Genomic DNA, 19,109 nt, shown 5'->3' with positions numbered 1-19,109 from the left:
CCCCCTTTCTTCTCTAGAAAAAGGGGGATCTTTTTTTACATCTCAATCGTCGACAAATCACCAGTTGGCAATCCTAATTCCCATGCTTTTAATACACGGCGCATGATCTTTCCTGATCTAGTCTTGGGTAATGAATCGCGAAACTCAATAAATTTGGGAGCAGTGTGTGCGGCTAAGTTTTGTTTAACAAACAAACGGATATCTTCTTTCAAAAGTTCAGACTGTTGTACTCCATTTTTCAATGTTACATATGCCTTAATCACTTCTCCACGTACCTCATCAGGTACACCGATCACTCCTGCTTCTGCTACTGCCCAATGTTCAATTAATTTGCTCTCAATTTCAAATGGACCTACCCGTTTACCCGCAGTGTTAATCACATCATCATTACGGCCAGCAAACCAGATATAACCGTCCTCATCTTGATACGCTTTATCACCAGAGAAAAACCAACCATTCACAAAATACTCTTGGTATTTCTGCGTATTATTCCATATTGATCTTAACATTGCTGGCCAAGGTGGTTTAATGGCTAAGTTCCCCAACTCATAAGGTGGCAATTCCTTACCATGATCATCAAGGATAGCCACTTGAATTCCTGGAATTGGTTTACCCATTGAACCAGGACGAATCGGAACAGATTTATAGTTTGCACAAATTGTTGATCCTGTTTCTGTCATCCACCAATTATCATAGATGGGTTGTTGAAAAACTTCTTCTGCCCAACGTATTACTTCTGCGTTTAATGGTTCACCAGCAGAGAGAATATGTCGAAGCGAAGACAGATCATATTTCGCCGGTAGTTCGTTCCCTTCACGCATTAACATCCGAAAAGCAGTGGGTGCACTAAACCATACCGATACTCGATAACGTTCTAATGTTTGATACCACTGCTCTACATTGAATCGTCCTCCACGAACGACTATGGTTACACCGTTTAACCATGGAGCAAACATTCCTGCAGACGTTCCTGTTACCCAACCTGGATCTGCAGTATTCCAATAGATGTCGTCATCGTGCAAATCATACACATATTTACCTGAAATATATTGATGTAACATCGCATCGTGAACCTGTAAGACACCCTTTGGTTTTCCTGTGGATCCCGAAGTATAATGAATTAACATCGGAGTCTCACGATCTACCCATTCTATCGTATATTTGTTGGATATATTCATTAGTTCTTGATATAAAATTTGGTTCTCTGATTCCTTTTTCTCTGCTTCAACAAGAATTATATATTTTAAATCAGGGAGTTCAGCAAATGGGATTCTATCTGCTAATAAAGGGGTTGTAACGATAGCGATCGATCCACTATCTATTAGACGATCTTTTACTGCTTCACCCATAAAAGCTTCAAATAAAGGACCAGCAATCGCTCCCATTCGAATCGTTCCAAGTAATGCAACGATTAATTCTGGACCTCGTGGCATGAATAAAAATACACGATCGCCCTTTTGAATACCATTCGCTCTTAAGCCATTCGCAAAACGAGAAGATAACTCGCGTAATTGTGCAAAGGTATAACTTTCCTCTCTGTCATTATCTAAATAAAGTAACGCTACTTTATTTCCTTTCCCCTCATCGACATGACGATCAATCGCCTCATAAACGATATTCACCAATCCCGTTTTGCTCCAAGAAAAAAATTGCTCTACTTCTTCCCACGAAAAATTACGATACATCTCATCATAATCTGTTAAATTCATCTGTTTCTTATTCATCTCACCAATCCTCACTTTCACACTCTACTGTTTTATAGTAATTATATTTGTTATATAACAGAATATCAAGATAATTTTTATAAAATTCAAAATATTTTATAAATTATATAGAATGAAAAGTTATTGATTACCTCTGTATATCGTTTTTGATAAAAAATAGCCTGGCAATTGCCAAGCTATCGATATTAAATATTTTCCATTTTTCATTTCAATGACCCGATCTGCTTTGTAAAGCGAATTTTCTTTTTAGGAAAATTGTGAATATGAGAATGATTGTCTTTAAAGTAGAATCTATCCTGATTTATTTAAAGATTATCATTTTTGTCATCTTCCCTAATGACAGTCACTTCCTTGTTTAGTAATATTATTTTAAAGGAAGTGACAATGAATGCAAATTTCACCAAAACGGCTCGCAAAATCCATCCTAAATGAAAAAAAATACCTATTTACCTATCATAAAAACCATGATCTCCTATATTCATTTGTTATGCCCGTGATCTTAGAGGTAGAACATTTATTAAATATGCTCCCCCCTTTAAAAATAGCGAAAAATGATTTTAAATATTGTGAAGAAGCCTTTCGTTCAGTGACAAGACGAATCGCTGGGTATAGTTACTCTATAGCTCGACAAACGATCAAGGTCGGATTCCCTTCAGGAGATTTTCACAACCTATATATGGAAGATGAACGTCATGAAATTGCTCTATTTATCTTTCAAGAGCAGGAATCCATTTTCCGCGAAACGATCAATGATACCTTATTAGAGGTAACACGTCACTCTGATCAGAACTTTTATCAATATTTTCGTTCTCATCTTCTCCATTATTTTCTGAACATTATGATGCAAATGTTTAAAGAGGTTTTTCTATTTGCTATGGTCCTAGAACCTCAAGAAAAACGACCAGAACCAATCCTAGCTGATTAATTGGAAAAAAAACGTACATACTAAAAAGGGCTTCATTTAGAAGTCCTTTTTCATGTGCAGACTCTATAAGAAAGAAGGAGAAAATATGGCGAAAAAAAATAAGCAACAAAAACAAGCTGGACCCAGTAAACGATCCAAAGTAACATCTGAACAAATGGAATGGCATACCGTATCTAGTGATGATGAAGAGGCTTATACCAACGAAATGAAGCAATTAACAAAAGATTAAATGGATTGATTAAGAAGTAATCCGTTCGTCTCTTCTTGGAGTGCATCTTGCACTCCCTTTTCTATGCGTAATTTTACAAGCTCGATAAATTTACTCCTTCTAACCCGAACTATTTGCCCATTTCGTTGTATATAATCGCTGTATCATTGAATAGTGGAGGGAATTGATCTCCCGTCACCCTAACCTCTATACTGGATTAGAACCAAATCTTAAAGAAAAAGATGAAAATCATTAACAGAAATATAACTGCCTTGACCAAGCTTCCTCCCAGTAATCCTATTAAGGAGGCCAAACCAATTTGTGAAGCTTGATTCCAAGGTACACCTCGAAACATTTCCACACCCGTTACAAAGAAAAACGGACCAATAATTATACCTAGTGGACCAAAGACGATAGGACCGACCAAGATACCAACAATGGCTGCCCAGACCCCTAATCTGGAACCACCCTTTCGTTTTACCCATGTGCTGCTAGCAAGAAAATCAACGACGATGGTAAGAGCGGTCAACAAAAACATTGTCAACCAAAATTGCCAACCTACTAATGGAAAGAAAATAAAATGATAGAGCAACAATCCAATCCAGATTAACGTTACACCCGGTATGACAGGCATAATGATCCCTACAAAACTAAGCGCGAATAAACTAAGAATCAATAACCACCAGACAAACGTCATTTTTCATCCTCCTTTTCTTTCAATTTCATCCACTTATTAATCTAAAGGAAAACCTTGCTTTTCAATAAAATCCCTTAAACTCTTTCGTTGTGGACCTAAGAACAATCGAGCCATCATTCCTGACCACGTATCTGCTCGCCTCCCATTTGTCCGATCACGATAATATTCGGTGATCGCCCGATCATACTGTTCAATCTCATTTTGCTGATCCCGTTGGTATTCATTTTCATGCAAGATCACAGATAGTGGTAAGCGTTGTTTCTGTTCGGGAAGATGTTCTGTTGGATACCCCAGACACATTCCGAATAATGGCATAACAAGCTGGGGCAATTGCAAGACTTCACTCACTTGTTGTGGCTGATTACGAATTCCGCCAATATATACCCCACCTAATCCCATTGATTCTGCGGCTAACATGACATTTTGAGCAAAAAGCGCTGTATCAATAATACTCACAAGGAAATTCTCTATCGTAGAAAATTCCGCTTCTTTTCCGTTATGATGAATTGCCTGTTGGATTCGGTACAAATCCGCACAAAAAACGAAAAAAACAGGCGCTTGTTCAACATAAATTTGATCTCCGCTAAAATGTGCTAGCTGTTTTCTTTTCTCCTGATCCGTCACTTGAATGATACTGTATGCCTGAACAAAATTGGACGTTGACGCCATTTGAGCCGTGGAGACAATTCGTTCGATTTGTTCCTTTGATATGGGTTTCTCTTGAAACGAACGAATGCTTCGATGATTTCTCATTGTGTCTAATACTGTTGTCATAATTCACCTCTATTCAATCTTATTATATTTATTATAACCAAAACGAAAAATCTACGATATATAAAAAACGAGAAGCTTTCGCCTCCCGATTTTCTATTGCTATTTAATTCTGTGGTATTTCGTTCCGATCCATTCTCGGTCTAGCATTGCTATCTGGATGATAGAATAAATGGAATAAAATCATAAACGCAAAGGTGAGTACTGCACCGATAATATAAGGAGAGTCCATAAAGTAAAGATACAAAGTCCCCGCTAAAGGCGGCCCAATAATCCGCCCCATGCTATCCATCGAATCCATGATCCCAATAGCGCTTCCCTGACCTGATTTCGTTCTCTTAGAAATGAGGGAAGAAATGCTAGGTCGCATCATCCCATTCCCGATTCCAAAGACTGCAAGGAAAAGAGCTAACGTAATAAAATGATGAGCAAAGATAATCAATAGGAAGCCAAGAGAAGAAATCAAAAGTCCTAATTTAATCATCTTTTGTTCCCCATATTTTTTAATCAATTTACCAATGAATCCACCTTGTACAAAGGCACTGGCAATCCCCATGATTGCAAATACATAACCAAGGTCACGCGAAGACAATCCTGCACGTTCTTTGGCAAAATAAGCGAAGGTTCCTTCTAAACCAGCTAAAGTAAAACTAACGATAAATGCGGCTAAGTAAACAATCGTTAAATTCCCTTGCATAATAGCAAAGCTGATTTTCTTCTGCGCTGATTTTCGCTCTTCGGTCTCCTTAGGTAAAGATTCCGGTAACATAAACCAGGTGATAATGAACGGAATCACAGATAGACTAGCCGTAAATAAGAACGGTGTCGCTAATTGCGGAAGTCCAAAAAGAGAGTATTTACTTAAAATCCCACCGATTGCAGGACCAAAGATAAAACCTAATCCCATTCCGGCTCCGAGAATCCCCATCCCTTTCCCACGATCTTCTTCACTCGTAGTATCTCCAATAACAGCCATCGCTGTAGGTAAGGTGGCGGAAGATAAAATACCTGCCAAGATACGAGCTACAAATAAGAGCCATAATTGATTAGCAAAGGCAAACATTGTAAAAGTGACAATATAGCCACTAATTCCAATCAATAAGACAGGTTTTCGGCCGATTCGATCCGATATTTTTCCCCATATCGGAGAAAAGATAAATTGCATGATCGAATAGCTGGCCATTAACCATCCAAATACGGCTTCTGTGGCACCCAAAGATTCAGCGTAATAAGGCATAACTGGAATGATAATTCCAAAACCCAACATCACAAGAAAGAGTATCGAAAACAAAATAGGTAATCGCTTCATTCTTTCACCCTCTAATTTGATCCTAAATTTCTTATTTATCGGTTTTACACTATAAAAATAGTACAATTTAGCTTTTATTTTACACTTTTTTTTCTTCTTGCAAAAGAAAAGAAAAACTTTTCGTACGAATAAATAAAGGTTTGTATGTTCTACAAGCTGCGACTTTAGCGAGCGAGCTTTCCCACCGACCGTTTATTCAAGGAAAGCCATAAGATTAGAAGCAGCGTTAGAACATACAAGCCATTTCAGCAACTTCTTACACTTTAGAAAAAGAAATATATTTATTTTCATGATTGTCATCGTTATAATAGTGTTAAAGGCTGTAGTATTCAATATAAAAAAACTGTTTTACTCTATTTTTTAGTAATACTATAGTTTACACTCATCTTTCTATGTTCTTGTACATTAAAAAAGTATTAAACTGTTATACACGGGAAGGAGATCGAAATCATGAGAAACGAGGTCGTATGGAAAGTTGGCGGCCAACAAGGAGAAGGAATTGACAGTACCGGTCAAATCTTCGCTCTGGCATTGGCACGTAAAGGTTATTTTATTTCCTCGAATAAGCATTTTGCCTCGCGAATTAAAGGGGGCTATACCCATTACCAAATCCATGTAAGTACAGAACCAACTTATTACCATGGCGATTATACTGATGTACTATTGGCCCTAGACCAAGAAACAATAGATAACAACCTTGAGGTGATGAGTAAAGGTTCGATTATTCTTCGCGATGGAAAAGAAGAATCCTTAGAGTCCGATGGAAAAATTACGACTCTCTTCTTACCTCTCACCGAGATTGCTGAAAGTATTGGTGGGAAAATCGTTCGGAACATGGTTGCATTAGGCGCTTCTTCCGCCCTTTTTGGCTTAAGTGAAGATTTATTCGATTCTCTGATCGAAGATAAATTTAAGAAAAAAGGCGAAGAAATTGTCAATATGAACAAAAATGCGGTTCGTGCTGGCTTTGATAAAGCCAAAGAATATCTCAATGCAGGGAAACTAGCTGCAATCCAACTAGAAAAACCGGAACTAGAAGTTCCACGCAATCTTATGATTGGAAATGAGGCCGTTGGTTTTGGTGCATTAGCAGCAGGTTGTCGTTTCCTTTCCGCATATCCAATCACTCCAGCATCAGAAGTCATGGAATGGCTGAAAAAAGAATTACCTCGAGTAGGTGGAACTGTTGTTCAAGCTGAAGATGAGATTGCAGGAATCACCATGGCGATTGGTGCTGCTTATTCTGGTGTTCGTGCCATGACCTCTACCTCTGGTCCTGGTTTCTCGTTAAAAACAGAAGCACTAGGATTAGCAGGGATTTCGGAAACACCACTCGTGATTATGAATACTCAACGCGGGGGCCCTGGAACAGGACTTCCAACCAAATATGAGCAAGCCGACGTCAATACTATGATTAATGCAGGACATGGTGAAATTCCACGGATTGTTCTTGCGCCATCAACGGTTGAAGAAGCATTCTATATGACAGCTCAAGCATTTAACTATGCTGAGCAATATCAATGTCCAGTTATTATTGCAATGGACCTATACTTATCTCTCTTTAACCAAACAGTGAATAAACTTGACTTCTCAAAGATCAACATCAACCGTGGTAAGCTTCTTTTCGATGAAGAAGCAGCTAAAAATGATGAACGTTATTTCTTACGTTATGAATTCACGCAAGATGGTATCTCTAGTCGCACGATTCCTGGTCAAAAAGGTGGAGTCCATACAGCTAACTCCAATGAACATAATCAAACGGGTCATATCGATGAAGATCCAACCAACCGTACAAATATGATGAAAAAACGTTTAGGTAAACTTGCTTCCCTAATAGACCCGGGTTTTGAAGCTACAGGGAATAAAGAAGCCGATGTATTGCTTGTAGGTTTTGGTTCTACCTATGGCGTGATTCAAGAAGCGAAGAAATCCTTAGAAAAACGGGGAATCAACGTTACCCATGTTCATGTTAAACGTTTAACACCTTTTGATCTATCGCTTAAAGATTATGTTCTTGGTGCAAAAACAGTAATTGTCATCGAAAATAACTATACCGGACAATTAAAACGTCTCATGCAAATGGAATTAAATACAGGAAAAGAATTAAAGAGCATTACCAAATACGACGGAAATCCATTTACATTAAGAGAAGTAATGGAACAAATCGATAATATTTTGGCAGAGGAGGTAAGATAATATGGCAACAGTAAAAGATTTTAAAGGGGATCAACCTACTTGGTGTCCAGGTTGTGGCCATTTTAGCGTCATGGCTAGCCTACAAAAAGCCGCTGTCGATATTGGATTAGAACCTCATAATATGGCAATCATCAGTGGGATTGGTTGTTCTGGTAAGATCTCCGAATATACAAGGGCTTATGGATTCCATACCTTACATGGGCGCGCCCTACCTATTGCTCAGGGAGCTGCTTTAGGAAATAAAGATGTGAAAATCGTCGCCGCTGGTGGAGACGGAGACGGATATGGTATCGGTGTCGGCCATTTTGTCCATGCAGTACGCCGAAATGTGAATATGACTTATGTTGTAATGGACAATAACATTTACGGACTAACCAAAGGACAAACCAGTCCTACCTCTGCTCAAGGATTCAAAACCAAATCTTCACCAAAAGGTAGTGTAGAAAGTCCTGTTCATCCATTAGAAATTGCTCTAGTTAATGGAATCACTTTCTTAGCACAAGGTTTCTCTGGTGATATTAAAGGCCTAAATGAAATCATGAAAGCTGCTTTACAACATAAAGGGTTTGCCCTTGTAAACGTCTATAGTCCATGCGTAACCTTTAACAAGGTAAACACTTATGACTATTACAAAGAAAACTTAGTGGATGTTTCTTCCTTTGAAAACTATGATCCAACTGACCGCATGCAAGCCATTCAAAAAGTACGTGAAACCAATGGTTTGTTAACAGGAATTATTTTTAAAGAATATCGTCCAACATTCCAAGAGTTAACTCCAGATTATCCTGAAATTGCCATTGCTAAACAAGACCTCAATCTTGACGTAGCAGTCTTAGAAGAAATAGAAAAACAATTTCAATAAGTCATATCTTTTGTCCACTTCCACTTTGTAGTCCATAGTATAAGGTTGGGATTTTCTTCCCAACCTTTTTTGTTTTATCATATATTCATGAATTTCTGCATAAATTATTAGTTAATTTAAGCTAACAGGAGGGTCAAAGCATGAAACTGCTTACGATCTATGGAAGCTCCCGCAAAAACGGGAATTCAGAAGCATTAACCAAAAAAGTTTTGCAACAACTGAATCCCAAAGATGTAGATGAAATCCATTTAATGGATGTTCATATTGAACCAATTGTCGATGAACGGCACACAGAACACGGCTTTCGGCCAGTTGATGATGACTATGAAAAATTGGCGATTCAGATCATGAATCATCAAGTCCTTCTTTTTTCGACTCCCCTTTACTGGTATGGAATGTCAGGTCGTATGAAAAACCTGATCGATCGTTTTACCCAAAGTCTGCGCAGTACCGAATACGACTTTAAAGAAAAAATGAAAGGTAAGAAAATGTATGTAATAATCGTAGGCGGTCAGTCTGCTCCATATACTGCACTTCCCCTTGTCCAACAGTTCCAACTGATTGCTCAATTTATGGAAATAGAATTTTCTGGATATGTTATCGGTAGAGGAGTAAAACCTTTAGAAGTATTAGAAGATGAAGAAGCGATTGTTCAAGCGATTCAACTTGGGAAAAGAATCAGAGGAGAATTGAAATAAACATCACCTTAAATACGAACATTTTAGCCATAATAACGAAATAATGTTTGTATTTTATTCGATTTATGTTATTATTATAGAGGACTAACTAATGATTAAGGGTGATTTTATGAACGGACAAAAATACTATGATGTCATTCTCGTAGGAGCTGGACCTGCAGGAATTTTTGCCAGCTATGAATTAATAAAGCTAAATCCCAACTTGAATGTGCTTCTATTAGATAAAGGTCAAGATATTTACCATCGTTCTTGCCCGATTCATAAAGGAATTCTTACCGAATGCCCAACGACGAAAAAATTTGAATATCAAAGCTGTTACCCTACTTGTGCATTAACGGGTGGTTGGGGCGGTTCAGGCGCATTTTCCGATGGGAAGTTTAACATTACCACTGATTTTGGCGGCTGGATGGGTGAATATATCCCTTCGTCGGAATTATTGCAACTAATTGAATATGTGGATCAAATCAATCTCGGATTTGGAGCTACTGAAGAAACGCATGGTAGTCTTGAAATCAGCGAATCGATTAAAAAATTAAAAAATGAGATTGATGAGTTAGAACTGAAAATCGATTTAGAACCTTCTCTAGCTATAAAAAAAGAATTAAAAAGGAAAAAGAAAGAATTGCACTCATTAATGAAAATTCATCAGATTGAACAAAGAGCAACTTCTGTTGGCATGAAATTACTAAAAGCGAAAGTCCGCCATTTAGGAACAGAAGAAAACCTAAAAATCCTTACTCGAATCTATGAATATTTAAAAGATAAATTAGAGATTCGCCATCGAACAAAAGTAAAAGATATTATTGTTAAAGATAAAAAGATTCAAGGAATCGTATTAGAAAATGGTGAAGAGATCTATGCGAAGTATGTATTTATCGCCCCTGGAAGAGATGGAAGTGAATGGTTGGCAAAAATTTTAACAAAAGAAGGTCTACATCTGAGCAATAACCAAGTGGATATCGGTGTACGAGTTGAAGTACCAAATACCGTCATGGCAGAAATCAATGAACATCTATATGAGGCGAAACTGATCTATAATACACCAACTTACAATAATATTGTTCGCACCTTTTGTGCAAATCCCTCAGGCCGTGTAGTGATCGAGAACCATAGTGGTGTTATGACAGTGAATGGACACGCTTTTAAAGAAGATAAAGAAAAACAATTTAACACGAATTTGGCTTTGTTAGTCTCTCATCATTTTACTGAACCTTTTAATGAACCGATTCAATATGCCAAATATATTTCTCGTTTAGCCAATATGCTTAGTAACGGAAACGTCATCGTTCAACGATATGGTGACTTGCGTAAGGGTCGCCGTTCTACTGAAAAACGAATTCAGAAAGGATTCGTTGAACCAACCTTAAAAACTGCTGTTCCAGGAGATCTTGCACTAGTCCTTCCTCACCGAACGATTACAAGCATTATTGAAATGATTGAAGCATTGGACAAAGTTTCACCTGGTTTTGCGAGTGAACATACTCTGCTTTATGGTGTAGAAGCGAAATTTTATTCTGCAAGGCCAAAACTAAGCAATACCTTTGAAACAGAAATTGAAGGGCTTTATGTCGGTGGCGATGGTGCTGGTGTTACAAGAGGACTTGCACAGGCCAGTGCTTGTGGAGTCGTGGTTGCAAGAGATATTCTTAAACGAATACAGACTTAATCAATTCAGTCATTCCAGATCCACTCTTCTTTCATGGGGTGGATTTTTCTATATTGACAGAAAATTTTTTATAATATATAATATTAATTATACGAACATACATTCGTTTATTATACTTTCTTTTCATTATATTAGAGGGTATAATAGAATTAATGGTTTTAAACACGAATCGGACAAGTATATCCATTTTAGATAATACGAAAATCATGTTCGTAAATATCTAAAAACGAGGTGTTTATTGAATGAATGAAGAGATCTTAAATCAAATTCTTACTGAACTAAAAGAGGTTAAGCGATCCATGGCTACGAAAGATGAACTTGAAGCGATTAGACAGTCCATGGCCACGAAAGGCGAGCTTGAAGCGATCAGACAGTCCATGGCCACGAAAGATGAGCTTAAGGGGATGGCTACCAAAGATGATTTTAACGCAGTGAAACTCGCTGTTCTCGAACTTTCTGAAAAAGTCAATACCATTATGGAGAATATGGTTACAAAAACGGACCTTAAATATATTGAAACCAAAATCATTGAACATGATAAAGAATTATTTAAATTTAAAGATTTTGTTTCTTTACTTACAAAATAATGATTACTAGCAAGTTTCCTTGACTTTTGCTTTCAAATCGTTATAATAAATTATCAATCATAATATTCCGTCTTCAATGAAGGAACTAGTAAGTTTGGTCTTGGATTGTTCTAGAGAGAAGGATCATGGCTGGAAGTCCTTCCAATCCGCAAACTGAACCCATTCCTGAGAAATCTGCGAAGAGCAAGATCGTCCCCCTTACGTTACAAGGGTTAGAGTGAACATGTAATAAGTGGATATTACATGTTAATAAAGGTGGTACCACGGAGTTGATTCGTCCTTTAGGATGGTTCAACTCCTTATTTTTTGGGGTTAATACAAGTAAAGGAGTGCAGAATTAATGGAAGACAAGAAGTTTGTCAAAGAAATTCAAAGCAAAGAAGAAGATTATTCTCGTTGGTATTTAGACATTGTGAAAAAAGCCGATCTGATGGATTATGGCCCTGTCAAAGGAACAATGGTTATTAAACCTTATGGCTATGCCATTTGGGAAAATATGCAAAAAGATTTAGACAGGCGGATCAAAGAAACGGGACATGAAAATGCTTATTTTCCTCTCTTAATCCCTGAATCCTATTTAAAAAAGGAAATGAATCATGTTGAAGGGTTTGCTCCTGAAGTTGCTTGGGTAACCCAAGGAGGAAACGAACCGTTAGAGGAGCGCCTTGTTGTTCGTCCCACTTCGGAAACCATCATTTGCTCCATGATGAGTCAATGGATTCAATCCTATCGTGACCTGCCAATGAAATTAAATCAATGGGCCAATGTCATGCGTTGGGAAAAAAGTACAAAACCTTTCTTACGTACATCTGAATTCCTCTGGCAAGAAGGACATACTGCCCATGCGACATATGAAGAAGCGGAAGAAGAAGCACTACAAATGTTAGAAGTATATCGGGCTTTTGTCGAAGAAGTTCTGGCAATGCCTGTTATTCCTGGGAAAAAGACAGAAAATGAGAAGTTCGCAGGTGCTGAACATACGTATAGTATTGAAGCTTTGATGAGTGATGGAAAAGCGTTACAAGCTGGTACCTCCCATCACTTAGGTCAAAATTTCTCAAAAGTGTTTGATATTCAATTTGCTGATCAGAATAACCAAATGCAATATGTCTATCAAACCTCATGGGGTTCTTCCACACGGATGATCGGTGGATTAATTATGACTCATAGTGATGATCGCGGACTCGCTTTACCACCAAAAGTCGCACCAATTCAAGTCATCATTATTCCAATCCTTCGAGGAGATAAAGAAACGGTTCGTACAAAAGCACATGAGTTAGCTACCGAATTGAAGCAAGCAGGTGTCCGTGTAAAAGTAGATGATCGGGAAGAAATGACTCCAGGTTGGAAGTTTAACGAATATGAAATGCGCGGTGTACCCATCCGCATTGAATTAGGACCAAAAGATCTTGAAAAGGAACAATTCGTTTTGGCACGTCGAGATACAGGAAATAAAGAATTCTTACCACTCGCAAATTTCGTTGAAACAATCAAAGAGAAACTGGATCAAATCCAAAAAGATATGTTTGACAAAGCAAAAGCTTTTATGGATAGCCATACCTTTGAAATCAATTCCATCGAAGAGATGAAAGAACAACTTCTTAAGGAAAAAGGCTTTATGAAGAGTTGGTGGTGTGGCGATCTCAAATGTCTCGATGAAGTAAAAGAAGAAACAGGAGCAACAGCCCGCAATATTCCTTTTAAGCAACGAGAAGGCAACGGTAAATGTGTCTGCTGTGGAAAAGAAAGCACCACGACTGTTTATTTTGCAAGAGCGTATTAAATTGTTCCCCCTGAACATCATGTTCAGGGGATTTTTTTGCATAAGCATAATTCGATTAAACCAAGTAGAAAATATATAAGTATCAATTTTTTAGCAAGGAGGCGTAAAAGTTGCCCTCAAAAAACCCGAATGGAATGACCGTTTTAGCCATCGGCTCTGTTCCATTAATTATGACTTTAGGAAACTCATTGTTAATTCCCATCTTGCCCGAAATGAAATCGGAACTAAATATCTCCCAATTCCAAGTCAGTTTAACCATCACTGTGTTTTCCGTTGCAGCAGCAATCATGATTCCCATCTTAGGTTATTTGTCCGACCGTTTAACACGTAAAAAAATCATTATTCCCTCTTTATTCCTATATGGTATTGGTGCTCTTCTTGCTGGATTAGCAGCCGCTTGGTTTGCCAAACCTTACCTCTGGATCATCATTGGCAGAACCTTACAAGGGATCGGAGCTGCTGGAACAAGCCCAATTGCCATGGCTTTGACAGGAGACTTATTTAAAGGTGGAATGCAAAGTAAAGTCCTAGGGATCGTTGAGGCCTCTAATGGTTTTGGTAAAGTACTTTCACCCATTATCGGATCATTATTAGCGTTAATCATCTGGTATGCGGTCTTTTTTGCTTTTCCTATATTTTGTCTCATTTCTATCCTCTTAAATTGGTTTTTTATCAAAGAGCCACCAAGAAAACAGCCACCTCCTCCAATCGGTCAGTATGTGAAAGGTCTATTTTCTGTCTTTAAACATGAAGGACGCTGGTTATTTGTTACTTATCTTGCTGGTGCTACAGGACTTTTTACTCTTTTTGGTATGTTATTCTATTTATCGGATACCTTAGAAAAACAATATCATATTGATGGCGTGATTAAGGGGTTAATTTTAGCTATTCCTTTATTGTTTATGATGTCAACTTCATATATCACAGGGAGCAAAATAAAGAAAAAGCAACAATTAATGAAAACATTAATCATTACAGGATCTATCCTTATGACCATTTCTTTTGCTATCTTAACTTTTTTTTCAAATATGTTTCCATTTATTTCAATTTTAGTCCTAAGTAGTATTGGAACTGGACTGATTCTTCCTTGTTTGAATAGTCTTATCACTGGATCAGTGGGAAAAGAACGAAGAGGATTTGTGATCTCTCTTTATGGATCAGTAAGGTTTTTGGGGGTTGCTTTTGGTCCACCTGTTTATAGTTGGTTGATGGATTGGTCGCGAACAGGAATGTTTTTGGGGACTGCAGGTCTTACTTTGCTTGTAGGAATCCTTTCATTTTTTCTAGTTCAAGTAAAAAATCCATCATCAAATGATACAGATTCACTATTTAAAAAGCTGCAATTGCAGACTGAATAATTATCTTACATAAAAGGAGGGTAATCGATGGAAATTTATTTTTCTCCTGAAATCATTAATCCTGAATCACAAATATTAAATGTTGTGGACCAGAATCAGAAGGCAGTAGGTTATTTAGCAATTATTTTTACAGAAAAGAAGGCTTATGTTTATGGTCATTTGGAAGATGAAGGGGTTCGTGAGGACTTTAAGGATTTGATTACACCTTATCTTCAGGGAATAGCAAAAAGCAAAACAAATTTAGAACTCTATTCATACATCGCTACAGGTGGAAAAAACTAGAAATCAATAACGAAAAATAGGCACACTTCTATGGGCTTAGGTGAATATCCTACTTCTGAACAATGATGAAGGAGGAAACTTATGGATATTCTATTACAGCTCTTTGAACCCTTAAGTATTCTTGTAATGGCTGTTGGTGTTCTAATCGGGATTATTGTCGGGGCGTTGCCAGGGCTAACTCCTACAATGGGTGTAGCAATGGCGATCCCTTTCACTTTCTCCTTATCCCCTGAATATGGCTTACTTCTACTAGGAGGAATCTATAGTGGGGCCGTTTATGGAGGATCGATTCCAGCAATTTTGTTCAATATACCAGGTGCTCCTGCATCTGTTGCTACCACCTTCGAGGGATATCCTATGGCTAAAAAAGGAGAGGCGAAAAAAGCTCTAGAATTATCGACCATCGCTTCAACAATTGGTGGATTAATTGGAATGATCTTACTATTGTATTTTGCACCTTTCTTTGCAGACATCTCCCTTCAATTTGGACCAGTGGAAAACTTTTGGGTCGCAATCTTTGGCATTACGATTATTGCCGTGATTTCTGATGGTTCGATGATTAAAAATATGGTTGGCGGAACCATTGGAATTCTGCTTTCGATGATCGGAATTCATTCCATCACAGGTACGGTACGTTTCACGTTTGGTAGTGATTCATTAGTTGGAGGTTTAAATGTAGTATCAGTCTTAATCGGATTGTTTGCTTTCCCTCAAGCTTTACGTTTAATTCTAAACCTAACAAAACACCACCTTGGACCTGAAATATTTCATTATTCCAATTCAAAGAAAACCTCACTACGATCTTCCTTTGCAGATATTCTAAAAAATCCTAAAGCCTTATCGATCGGAACAATTATTGGGCTGATCATCGGAATAGCACCTGGTGCTGGTGGTAATGTAGCCAGTATCATGGCATATAATGAATTAAAACGTTTTACAAAAGACAAAAAAAATTTTGGAAAAGGAATGAAAGAAGGGATTATTTCTTCAGAAAGTGCTAACAACGCCGAAGTAGGTGGGGCATTAGTTCCATTATTGACTTTAGGAATACCTGGTTCACCTACATCAGCAATCTTCTTAGGTGGACTCATGATTCATGGGATATGGCCAGGTAGAAATCTGTTTGTTGAACATGCAAATGTAGCGAACTTATTTTTATATGGAATGATCATCATTCAAATTCTAATGCTTTTCATTGGGCTATTTGCGATCCGATATTTCAGTAAATTAGTGAATATACCCAATCACTTTATGGCACCGGTTATCATTTCTTTCTCGATTATTGGTGCATATACCACACAAAATAGTACATTTGATATCTATTCAATGGTGATCATCGGAATTCTCATGTTTATCTTTCAAAAGTTTAACTTCTCACCTGCTCCTGTAGCATTAGGTTTTATCCTTGGGCCAATTGCTGAAGAAGGATTGTTACAAGGCATAGCGATTGGGGAATCAAACGGTGCAGTTCTTCCTTATTTCTTCACCGGAACTTGGAATATAATTTTAATGTTGATCATTGTACTCACAATGGGTTACTCCATCTGGTATTCCTTTAAGCAACATAAAGAAAAAGAACAGGGAAGAAAATTACGGACTTTTTCCTTACGATCTCTTCTCTCCGCTCGTGCGTTTTCTTGGCTCATATTTGGGATCATCTCTTCCCTATCCTTGCTTGCGATTCGAGATATGGTCTTTGAAATGAAAATTTTTCCCTTTTTCACCTTTTTATCAATGACAGTTCTTGCCATCACTCAATTGATTCGAATCCCATTTCAAGATCAAATGAAAGCTGAAAAAACGATAAAACGACCATTTTCACTTTCAAACATCTTATTTTTGGGTTTTATCGTGTTAATTAGCTTATCTACAGATTTCATCGGATTCTATTCACAAGTTTTAATTTTGATGGTTTCTGTTCCTATTTATTATTACTTGCAACGCGGAAAAATGATCAAACCTTTTAAGATTATTCTCGTTTCCACTTCTTTCACGTTGATCATGTATTTTGTTTTTACAAGTTTGATTAAGGTTCCCCTCCCAAAAGGAATTGCTTTATATTTTCTTCAAATGTTCATGAGATAAAAAATTTTGGCTTGTATGCTTGGAAACATACAAGCCAATTTCATTTGGTTTGAATTCAAACCTCTATCTCCTGAATTCAATCTTGTTAAACAAAATCTGATTCTATTTCACTCATTTATATTTACACTTTTTATCAATTGTTCATAGAGAACCTTTCGATTTTCGAACTCTTTTTTCACTTGTTCTCGATTTAAAATTAACATATCCGATCCCGATTTTTTCATATCATTTAGAAACTTAGGATCATTCATCAATTGCATAAAACTCTTTTCCAACTTATCGATAATTTCCTTAGGCGTTCCTTTTTTTGCTGCGATGCCACGGTCGGTACTCATCACCACATCAGGGTAACCTAACTCTGTGAATGTAGGCACATTCGGTACCAATGGGTGTCTTTCTTTTGTCGCAATGGCAAGAATACGAATCTGATCTCCTAAGCGATACATATCAGATAAATTCCCCGATATAAGATCAGTGTGCTTACCAAGTAACGAAGCGATCGAATCAGAAGAACCCTTATAAGGAATATCTTTTAAATCAATACTCGCTGCTTTTTCCAATTGCAAAACGGCCATATGTTGGCCTACAAATTTTCCTGCTGTTCCAACGGTTAATTCTCCTGGAGATTTCTTCGCTTTTTGTATTAAGTCATCGAGATCTTGAATTGGACTATCCTTCGTTACAGCAAATACGGTTGGATCTTGACCCCAATTGATAATGGGGTCGAATGTATCCACCTTAAACGTGGCTTGCCCTACTAATGGTTGTGTAATAATATGAGGCAGGTTGTATGCTGCTAAAATATAACCATCAGGTGGCACTGAAGAAAAATAGTTCCAGCCAACCGATCCACCACCTCCTGGTTTATTGACAATGACTAATTCTTTCCCTAAATATTGCTTCGCGTATTTTGCGATTATTCTTGCTTGAGTATCTGTTGCTGCACCAGGAGAAAAGGAAACGATTAATTGGATGGGTTTATTAGGAAAATCTTTCACACTAGATTTTGAATTGGAACAACCAAAAGTAGCGAGCAAAACGAGGACAAGAATAAATGGAATCCAAACTTTTTTTAGACTCATTTTTTCCCACCTTTCATTCTATCTTCTTAACAAAGATATGAGGGGGGCTTTTTTTTATGTAAGTCCTAAAAAATTTTTATTATTTTTTTCGAATCGTAACAGATTGGATCACGACAACATTAGGATTAAAATCAAATTCAAAGATCATATCTACAATCTTAGAAGACAGCCATTGACTAAAAATCGCTTGAAATATAATCTCCCAAGAAATAATGGAAGCTGTTAATAAAAAGATTAACCCATTGATCAAAAATAATGGTTTCCCTGGGGTTGTATTTCGATATTTTGCAACAATTAATGCTATTACTCCAACCCCACCATTGGAGACCTCTTGCCTTAATAATATACCCACTCCAATACCTAAAATGAGGGAACCAACGAACAAGTCGATCCAAACATTTGGCAAAGTAGGTATAGGTAAATCAAAAACCTGAATGGTAATGGCTGCAACAGAAATACTATACATTGTTCCAATGACACTGGAATTCCCTAACCACTTAATTCCTGCTAACAACATCGAAAAATTAGCAAGCCATAGAGCAACACCGATGGGGATATGGAACAAATAATTCATCAAAACCGCAATTCCACCTGCTCCCCCTGAGGGTATATTATTGGGAAATAGAAAAATGTCCATTGCTAAACCCTGGATGATCGCACCAATTGTAATCATAAAGTAAGTTTTAAAATCATAGGGAACCAGCATTTCCTTTTTCATTCTATAAACCTTCAATCTAAAAAAATGTAAATCTGTTTCATTTTTGTCTCTTTACCATTCTATTTGTTGAAACAAATAAAAATATTAGTCTTGTCTTAAAAATTCATCACAAATTTGTATGTAAGAATAAAAATACGTTTGTATATTATATGGCTTGT

At 37.3% G+C, this 19,109-nt stretch carries 17 protein-coding genes and 1 other annotated feature; of the genes, 11 read left to right on the top strand and 6 right to left on the bottom strand.

All coding sequences use genetic code 11. The features are described from left to right. Positions 1–35 precede the first annotated feature (35 nt). Positions 36–1,724: an acetate--CoA ligase gene (acsA, locus tag EDD72_RS05830; protein WP_132768217.1), complete on the bottom strand. Its 1,689-nt coding sequence runs from the start codon at positions 1,722–1,724 to the stop codon at positions 36–38. A gap of 388 nt (positions 1,725–2,112) precedes the next feature. On the opposite strand from acsA, the gene EDD72_RS05825 reads away from it, so the two are divergent. After that, the gene (locus tag EDD72_RS05825) at positions 2,113–2,649 is read left to right on the top strand and encodes a hypothetical protein (protein WP_132768215.1); all 537 of its coding nucleotides are present in this window, start codon (positions 2,113–2,115) and stop codon (positions 2,647–2,649) included. An 85-nt stretch (positions 2,650–2,734) separates the two neighbouring features. Then, complete coding sequence (locus EDD72_RS12490; protein ID WP_165894977.1) at positions 2,735–2,878, top strand: hypothetical protein; 144 nt, start codon at positions 2,735–2,737, stop codon at positions 2,876–2,878. Positions 2,879–3,074: 196 nt separating this feature from the next. On the opposite strand, the gene EDD72_RS05820 is transcribed toward EDD72_RS12490, so the two are convergent. The 3 genes from EDD72_RS05820 to EDD72_RS05810 all read right to left on the bottom strand — a co-directional run bounded on the left by EDD72_RS05820 (position 3,075) and on the right by EDD72_RS05810 (position 5,712). Beyond that, positions 3,075–3,554, bottom strand: coding sequence for a DUF456 domain-containing protein (locus EDD72_RS05820; RefSeq protein WP_132768213.1), 480 nt, complete (start codon positions 3,552–3,554; stop codon positions 3,075–3,077). A gap of 36 nt (positions 3,555–3,590) precedes the next feature. Then, on the bottom strand, positions 3,591–4,328 hold the full coding sequence (nfsA, locus tag EDD72_RS05815; protein ID WP_132768211.1) for an oxygen-insensitive NADPH nitroreductase: 738 nt from the start codon (positions 4,326–4,328) through the stop codon (positions 3,591–3,593). Positions 4,329–4,431: 103 nt separating this feature from the next. Beyond that, a complete protein-coding gene (locus EDD72_RS05810; RefSeq protein WP_132768209.1) occupies positions 4,432–5,712 on the bottom strand; it encodes an MFS transporter in 1,281 nt (426 codons plus the stop codon). A gap of 372 nt (positions 5,713–6,084) precedes the next feature. On the opposite strand from EDD72_RS05810, the gene EDD72_RS05805 reads away from it, so the two are divergent. The 9 genes from EDD72_RS05805 (at position 6,085) to EDD72_RS05765 (ending at position 17,151) form a co-directional block, all read left to right on the top strand. Next, positions 6,085–7,830, top strand: a complete 1,746-nt coding sequence (locus EDD72_RS05805; RefSeq protein ID WP_132768207.1) for a 2-oxoacid:acceptor oxidoreductase subunit alpha — start codon at positions 6,085–6,087, stop codon at positions 7,828–7,830. 1 nt (position 7,831) lies between these two features. Further along, positions 7,832–8,692: a 2-oxoacid:ferredoxin oxidoreductase subunit beta gene (locus EDD72_RS05800; RefSeq protein ID WP_132768205.1), complete on the top strand. Its 861-nt coding sequence runs from the start codon at positions 7,832–7,834 to the stop codon at positions 8,690–8,692. A 146-nt stretch (positions 8,693–8,838) separates the two neighbouring features. After that, positions 8,839–9,390 carry a flavodoxin family protein gene (locus tag EDD72_RS05795; RefSeq protein ID WP_424565535.1) on the top strand — a complete coding sequence of 184 codons (552 nt, stop codon included), beginning with the start codon at positions 8,839–8,841 and terminating at the stop codon, positions 9,388–9,390. 91 nt (positions 9,391–9,481) lie between these two features. Next, positions 9,482–11,056, top strand: a complete 1,575-nt coding sequence (locus tag EDD72_RS05790; RefSeq protein WP_424565533.1) for an NAD(P)/FAD-dependent oxidoreductase — start codon at positions 9,482–9,484, stop codon at positions 11,054–11,056. Between the two features lie 242 nt (positions 11,057–11,298). Beyond that, the gene (locus tag EDD72_RS05785) at positions 11,299–11,643 is read left to right on the top strand and encodes a hypothetical protein (protein WP_132768201.1); all 345 of its coding nucleotides are present in this window, start codon (positions 11,299–11,301) and stop codon (positions 11,641–11,643) included. A gap of 67 nt (positions 11,644–11,710) precedes the next feature. Continuing rightward, positions 11,711–11,928 (top strand) — a binding site (T-box leader). Positions 11,929–11,983: 55 nt separating this feature from the next. Beyond that, positions 11,984–13,426: a proline--tRNA ligase gene (gene proS / locus EDD72_RS05780; protein ID WP_132768199.1), complete on the top strand. Its 1,443-nt coding sequence runs from the start codon at positions 11,984–11,986 to the stop codon at positions 13,424–13,426. Positions 13,427–13,560: 134 nt separating this feature from the next. After that, positions 13,561–14,784: an MFS transporter gene (locus tag EDD72_RS05775; protein ID WP_132768254.1), complete on the top strand. Its 1,224-nt coding sequence runs from the start codon at positions 13,561–13,563 to the stop codon at positions 14,782–14,784. 27 nt (positions 14,785–14,811) lie between these two features. After that, positions 14,812–15,066, top strand: coding sequence for a hypothetical protein (locus tag EDD72_RS05770; RefSeq protein ID WP_132768197.1), 255 nt, complete (start codon positions 14,812–14,814; stop codon positions 15,064–15,066). Between the two features lie 81 nt (positions 15,067–15,147). Further along, positions 15,148–17,151, top strand: a complete 2,004-nt coding sequence (locus tag EDD72_RS05765; protein ID WP_132768195.1) for a tripartite tricarboxylate transporter permease — start codon at positions 15,148–15,150, stop codon at positions 17,149–17,151. Between the two features lie 107 nt (positions 17,152–17,258). Here the strand turns inward: EDD72_RS05765 and EDD72_RS05760 are convergent, their stop codons facing one another. Both EDD72_RS05760 and EDD72_RS05755 read right to left on the bottom strand, forming a co-directional pair. Continuing rightward, complete coding sequence (locus tag EDD72_RS05760) at positions 17,259–18,233, bottom strand: tripartite tricarboxylate transporter substrate binding protein (protein ID WP_132768193.1); 975 nt, start codon at positions 18,231–18,233, stop codon at positions 17,259–17,261. Between the two features lie 79 nt (positions 18,234–18,312). Beyond that, the gene (locus tag EDD72_RS05755) at positions 18,313–18,951 is read right to left on the bottom strand and encodes a YitT family protein (protein WP_132768191.1); all 639 of its coding nucleotides are present in this window, start codon (positions 18,949–18,951) and stop codon (positions 18,313–18,315) included. Between the last annotated feature and the right edge of the window lie 158 nt (positions 18,952–19,109).

Origin of the sequence: Tepidibacillus fermentans (assembly GCF_004342885.1) — a bacterium.
Lineage (GTDB): Bacteria > Bacillota > Bacilli > Tepidibacillales > Tepidibacillaceae > Tepidibacillus > Tepidibacillus fermentans.
The sequence above is the reverse complement of the archived record's forward strand: the minus strand, read 5'-3'. Positions and strand labels throughout refer to the sequence as shown.

Bases quoted from the DNA above. Each gene is read 5' to 3' on its own strand.
- acsA (WP_132768217.1), bottom strand. From the start codon at position 1,724: ATGAATAAGAAACAGATGAATTTAACAGATTATGATGAGATGTATCGT.
- EDD72_RS05825 (WP_132768215.1), top strand. From the start codon at position 2,113: ATGCAAATTTCACCAAAACGGCTCGCAAAATCCATCCTAAATGAAAAA.
- EDD72_RS12490 (WP_165894977.1), top strand. From the start codon at position 2,735: ATGGCGAAAAAAAATAAGCAACAAAAACAAGCTGGACCCAGTAAACGA.
- EDD72_RS05820 (WP_132768213.1), bottom strand. From the start codon at position 3,554: ATGACGTTTGTCTGGTGGTTATTGATTCTTAGTTTATTCGCGCTTAGT.
- nfsA (WP_132768211.1), bottom strand. From the start codon at position 4,328: ATGACAACAGTATTAGACACAATGAGAAATCATCGAAGCATTCGTTCG.
- EDD72_RS05805 (WP_132768207.1), top strand. From the start codon at position 6,085: ATGAGAAACGAGGTCGTATGGAAAGTTGGCGGCCAACAAGGAGAAGGA.
- EDD72_RS05800 (WP_132768205.1), top strand. From the start codon at position 7,832: ATGGCAACAGTAAAAGATTTTAAAGGGGATCAACCTACTTGGTGTCCA.
- EDD72_RS05790 (WP_424565533.1), top strand. From the start codon at position 9,482: ATGATTAAGGGTGATTTTATGAACGGACAAAAATACTATGATGTCATT.
- EDD72_RS05785 (WP_132768201.1), top strand. From the start codon at position 11,299: ATGAATGAAGAGATCTTAAATCAAATTCTTACTGAACTAAAAGAGGTT.
- proS (WP_132768199.1), top strand. From the start codon at position 11,984: ATGGAAGACAAGAAGTTTGTCAAAGAAATTCAAAGCAAAGAAGAAGAT.
- EDD72_RS05775 (WP_132768254.1), top strand. From the start codon at position 13,561: ATGACCGTTTTAGCCATCGGCTCTGTTCCATTAATTATGACTTTAGGA.
- EDD72_RS05770 (WP_132768197.1), top strand. From the start codon at position 14,812: ATGGAAATTTATTTTTCTCCTGAAATCATTAATCCTGAATCACAAATA.
- EDD72_RS05765 (WP_132768195.1), top strand. From the start codon at position 15,148: ATGGATATTCTATTACAGCTCTTTGAACCCTTAAGTATTCTTGTAATG.
- EDD72_RS05760 (WP_132768193.1), bottom strand. From the start codon at position 18,233: ATGAGTCTAAAAAAAGTTTGGATTCCATTTATTCTTGTCCTCGTTTTG.
- EDD72_RS05755 (WP_132768191.1), bottom strand. From the start codon at position 18,951: ATGAAAAAGGAAATGCTGGTTCCCTATGATTTTAAAACTTACTTTATG.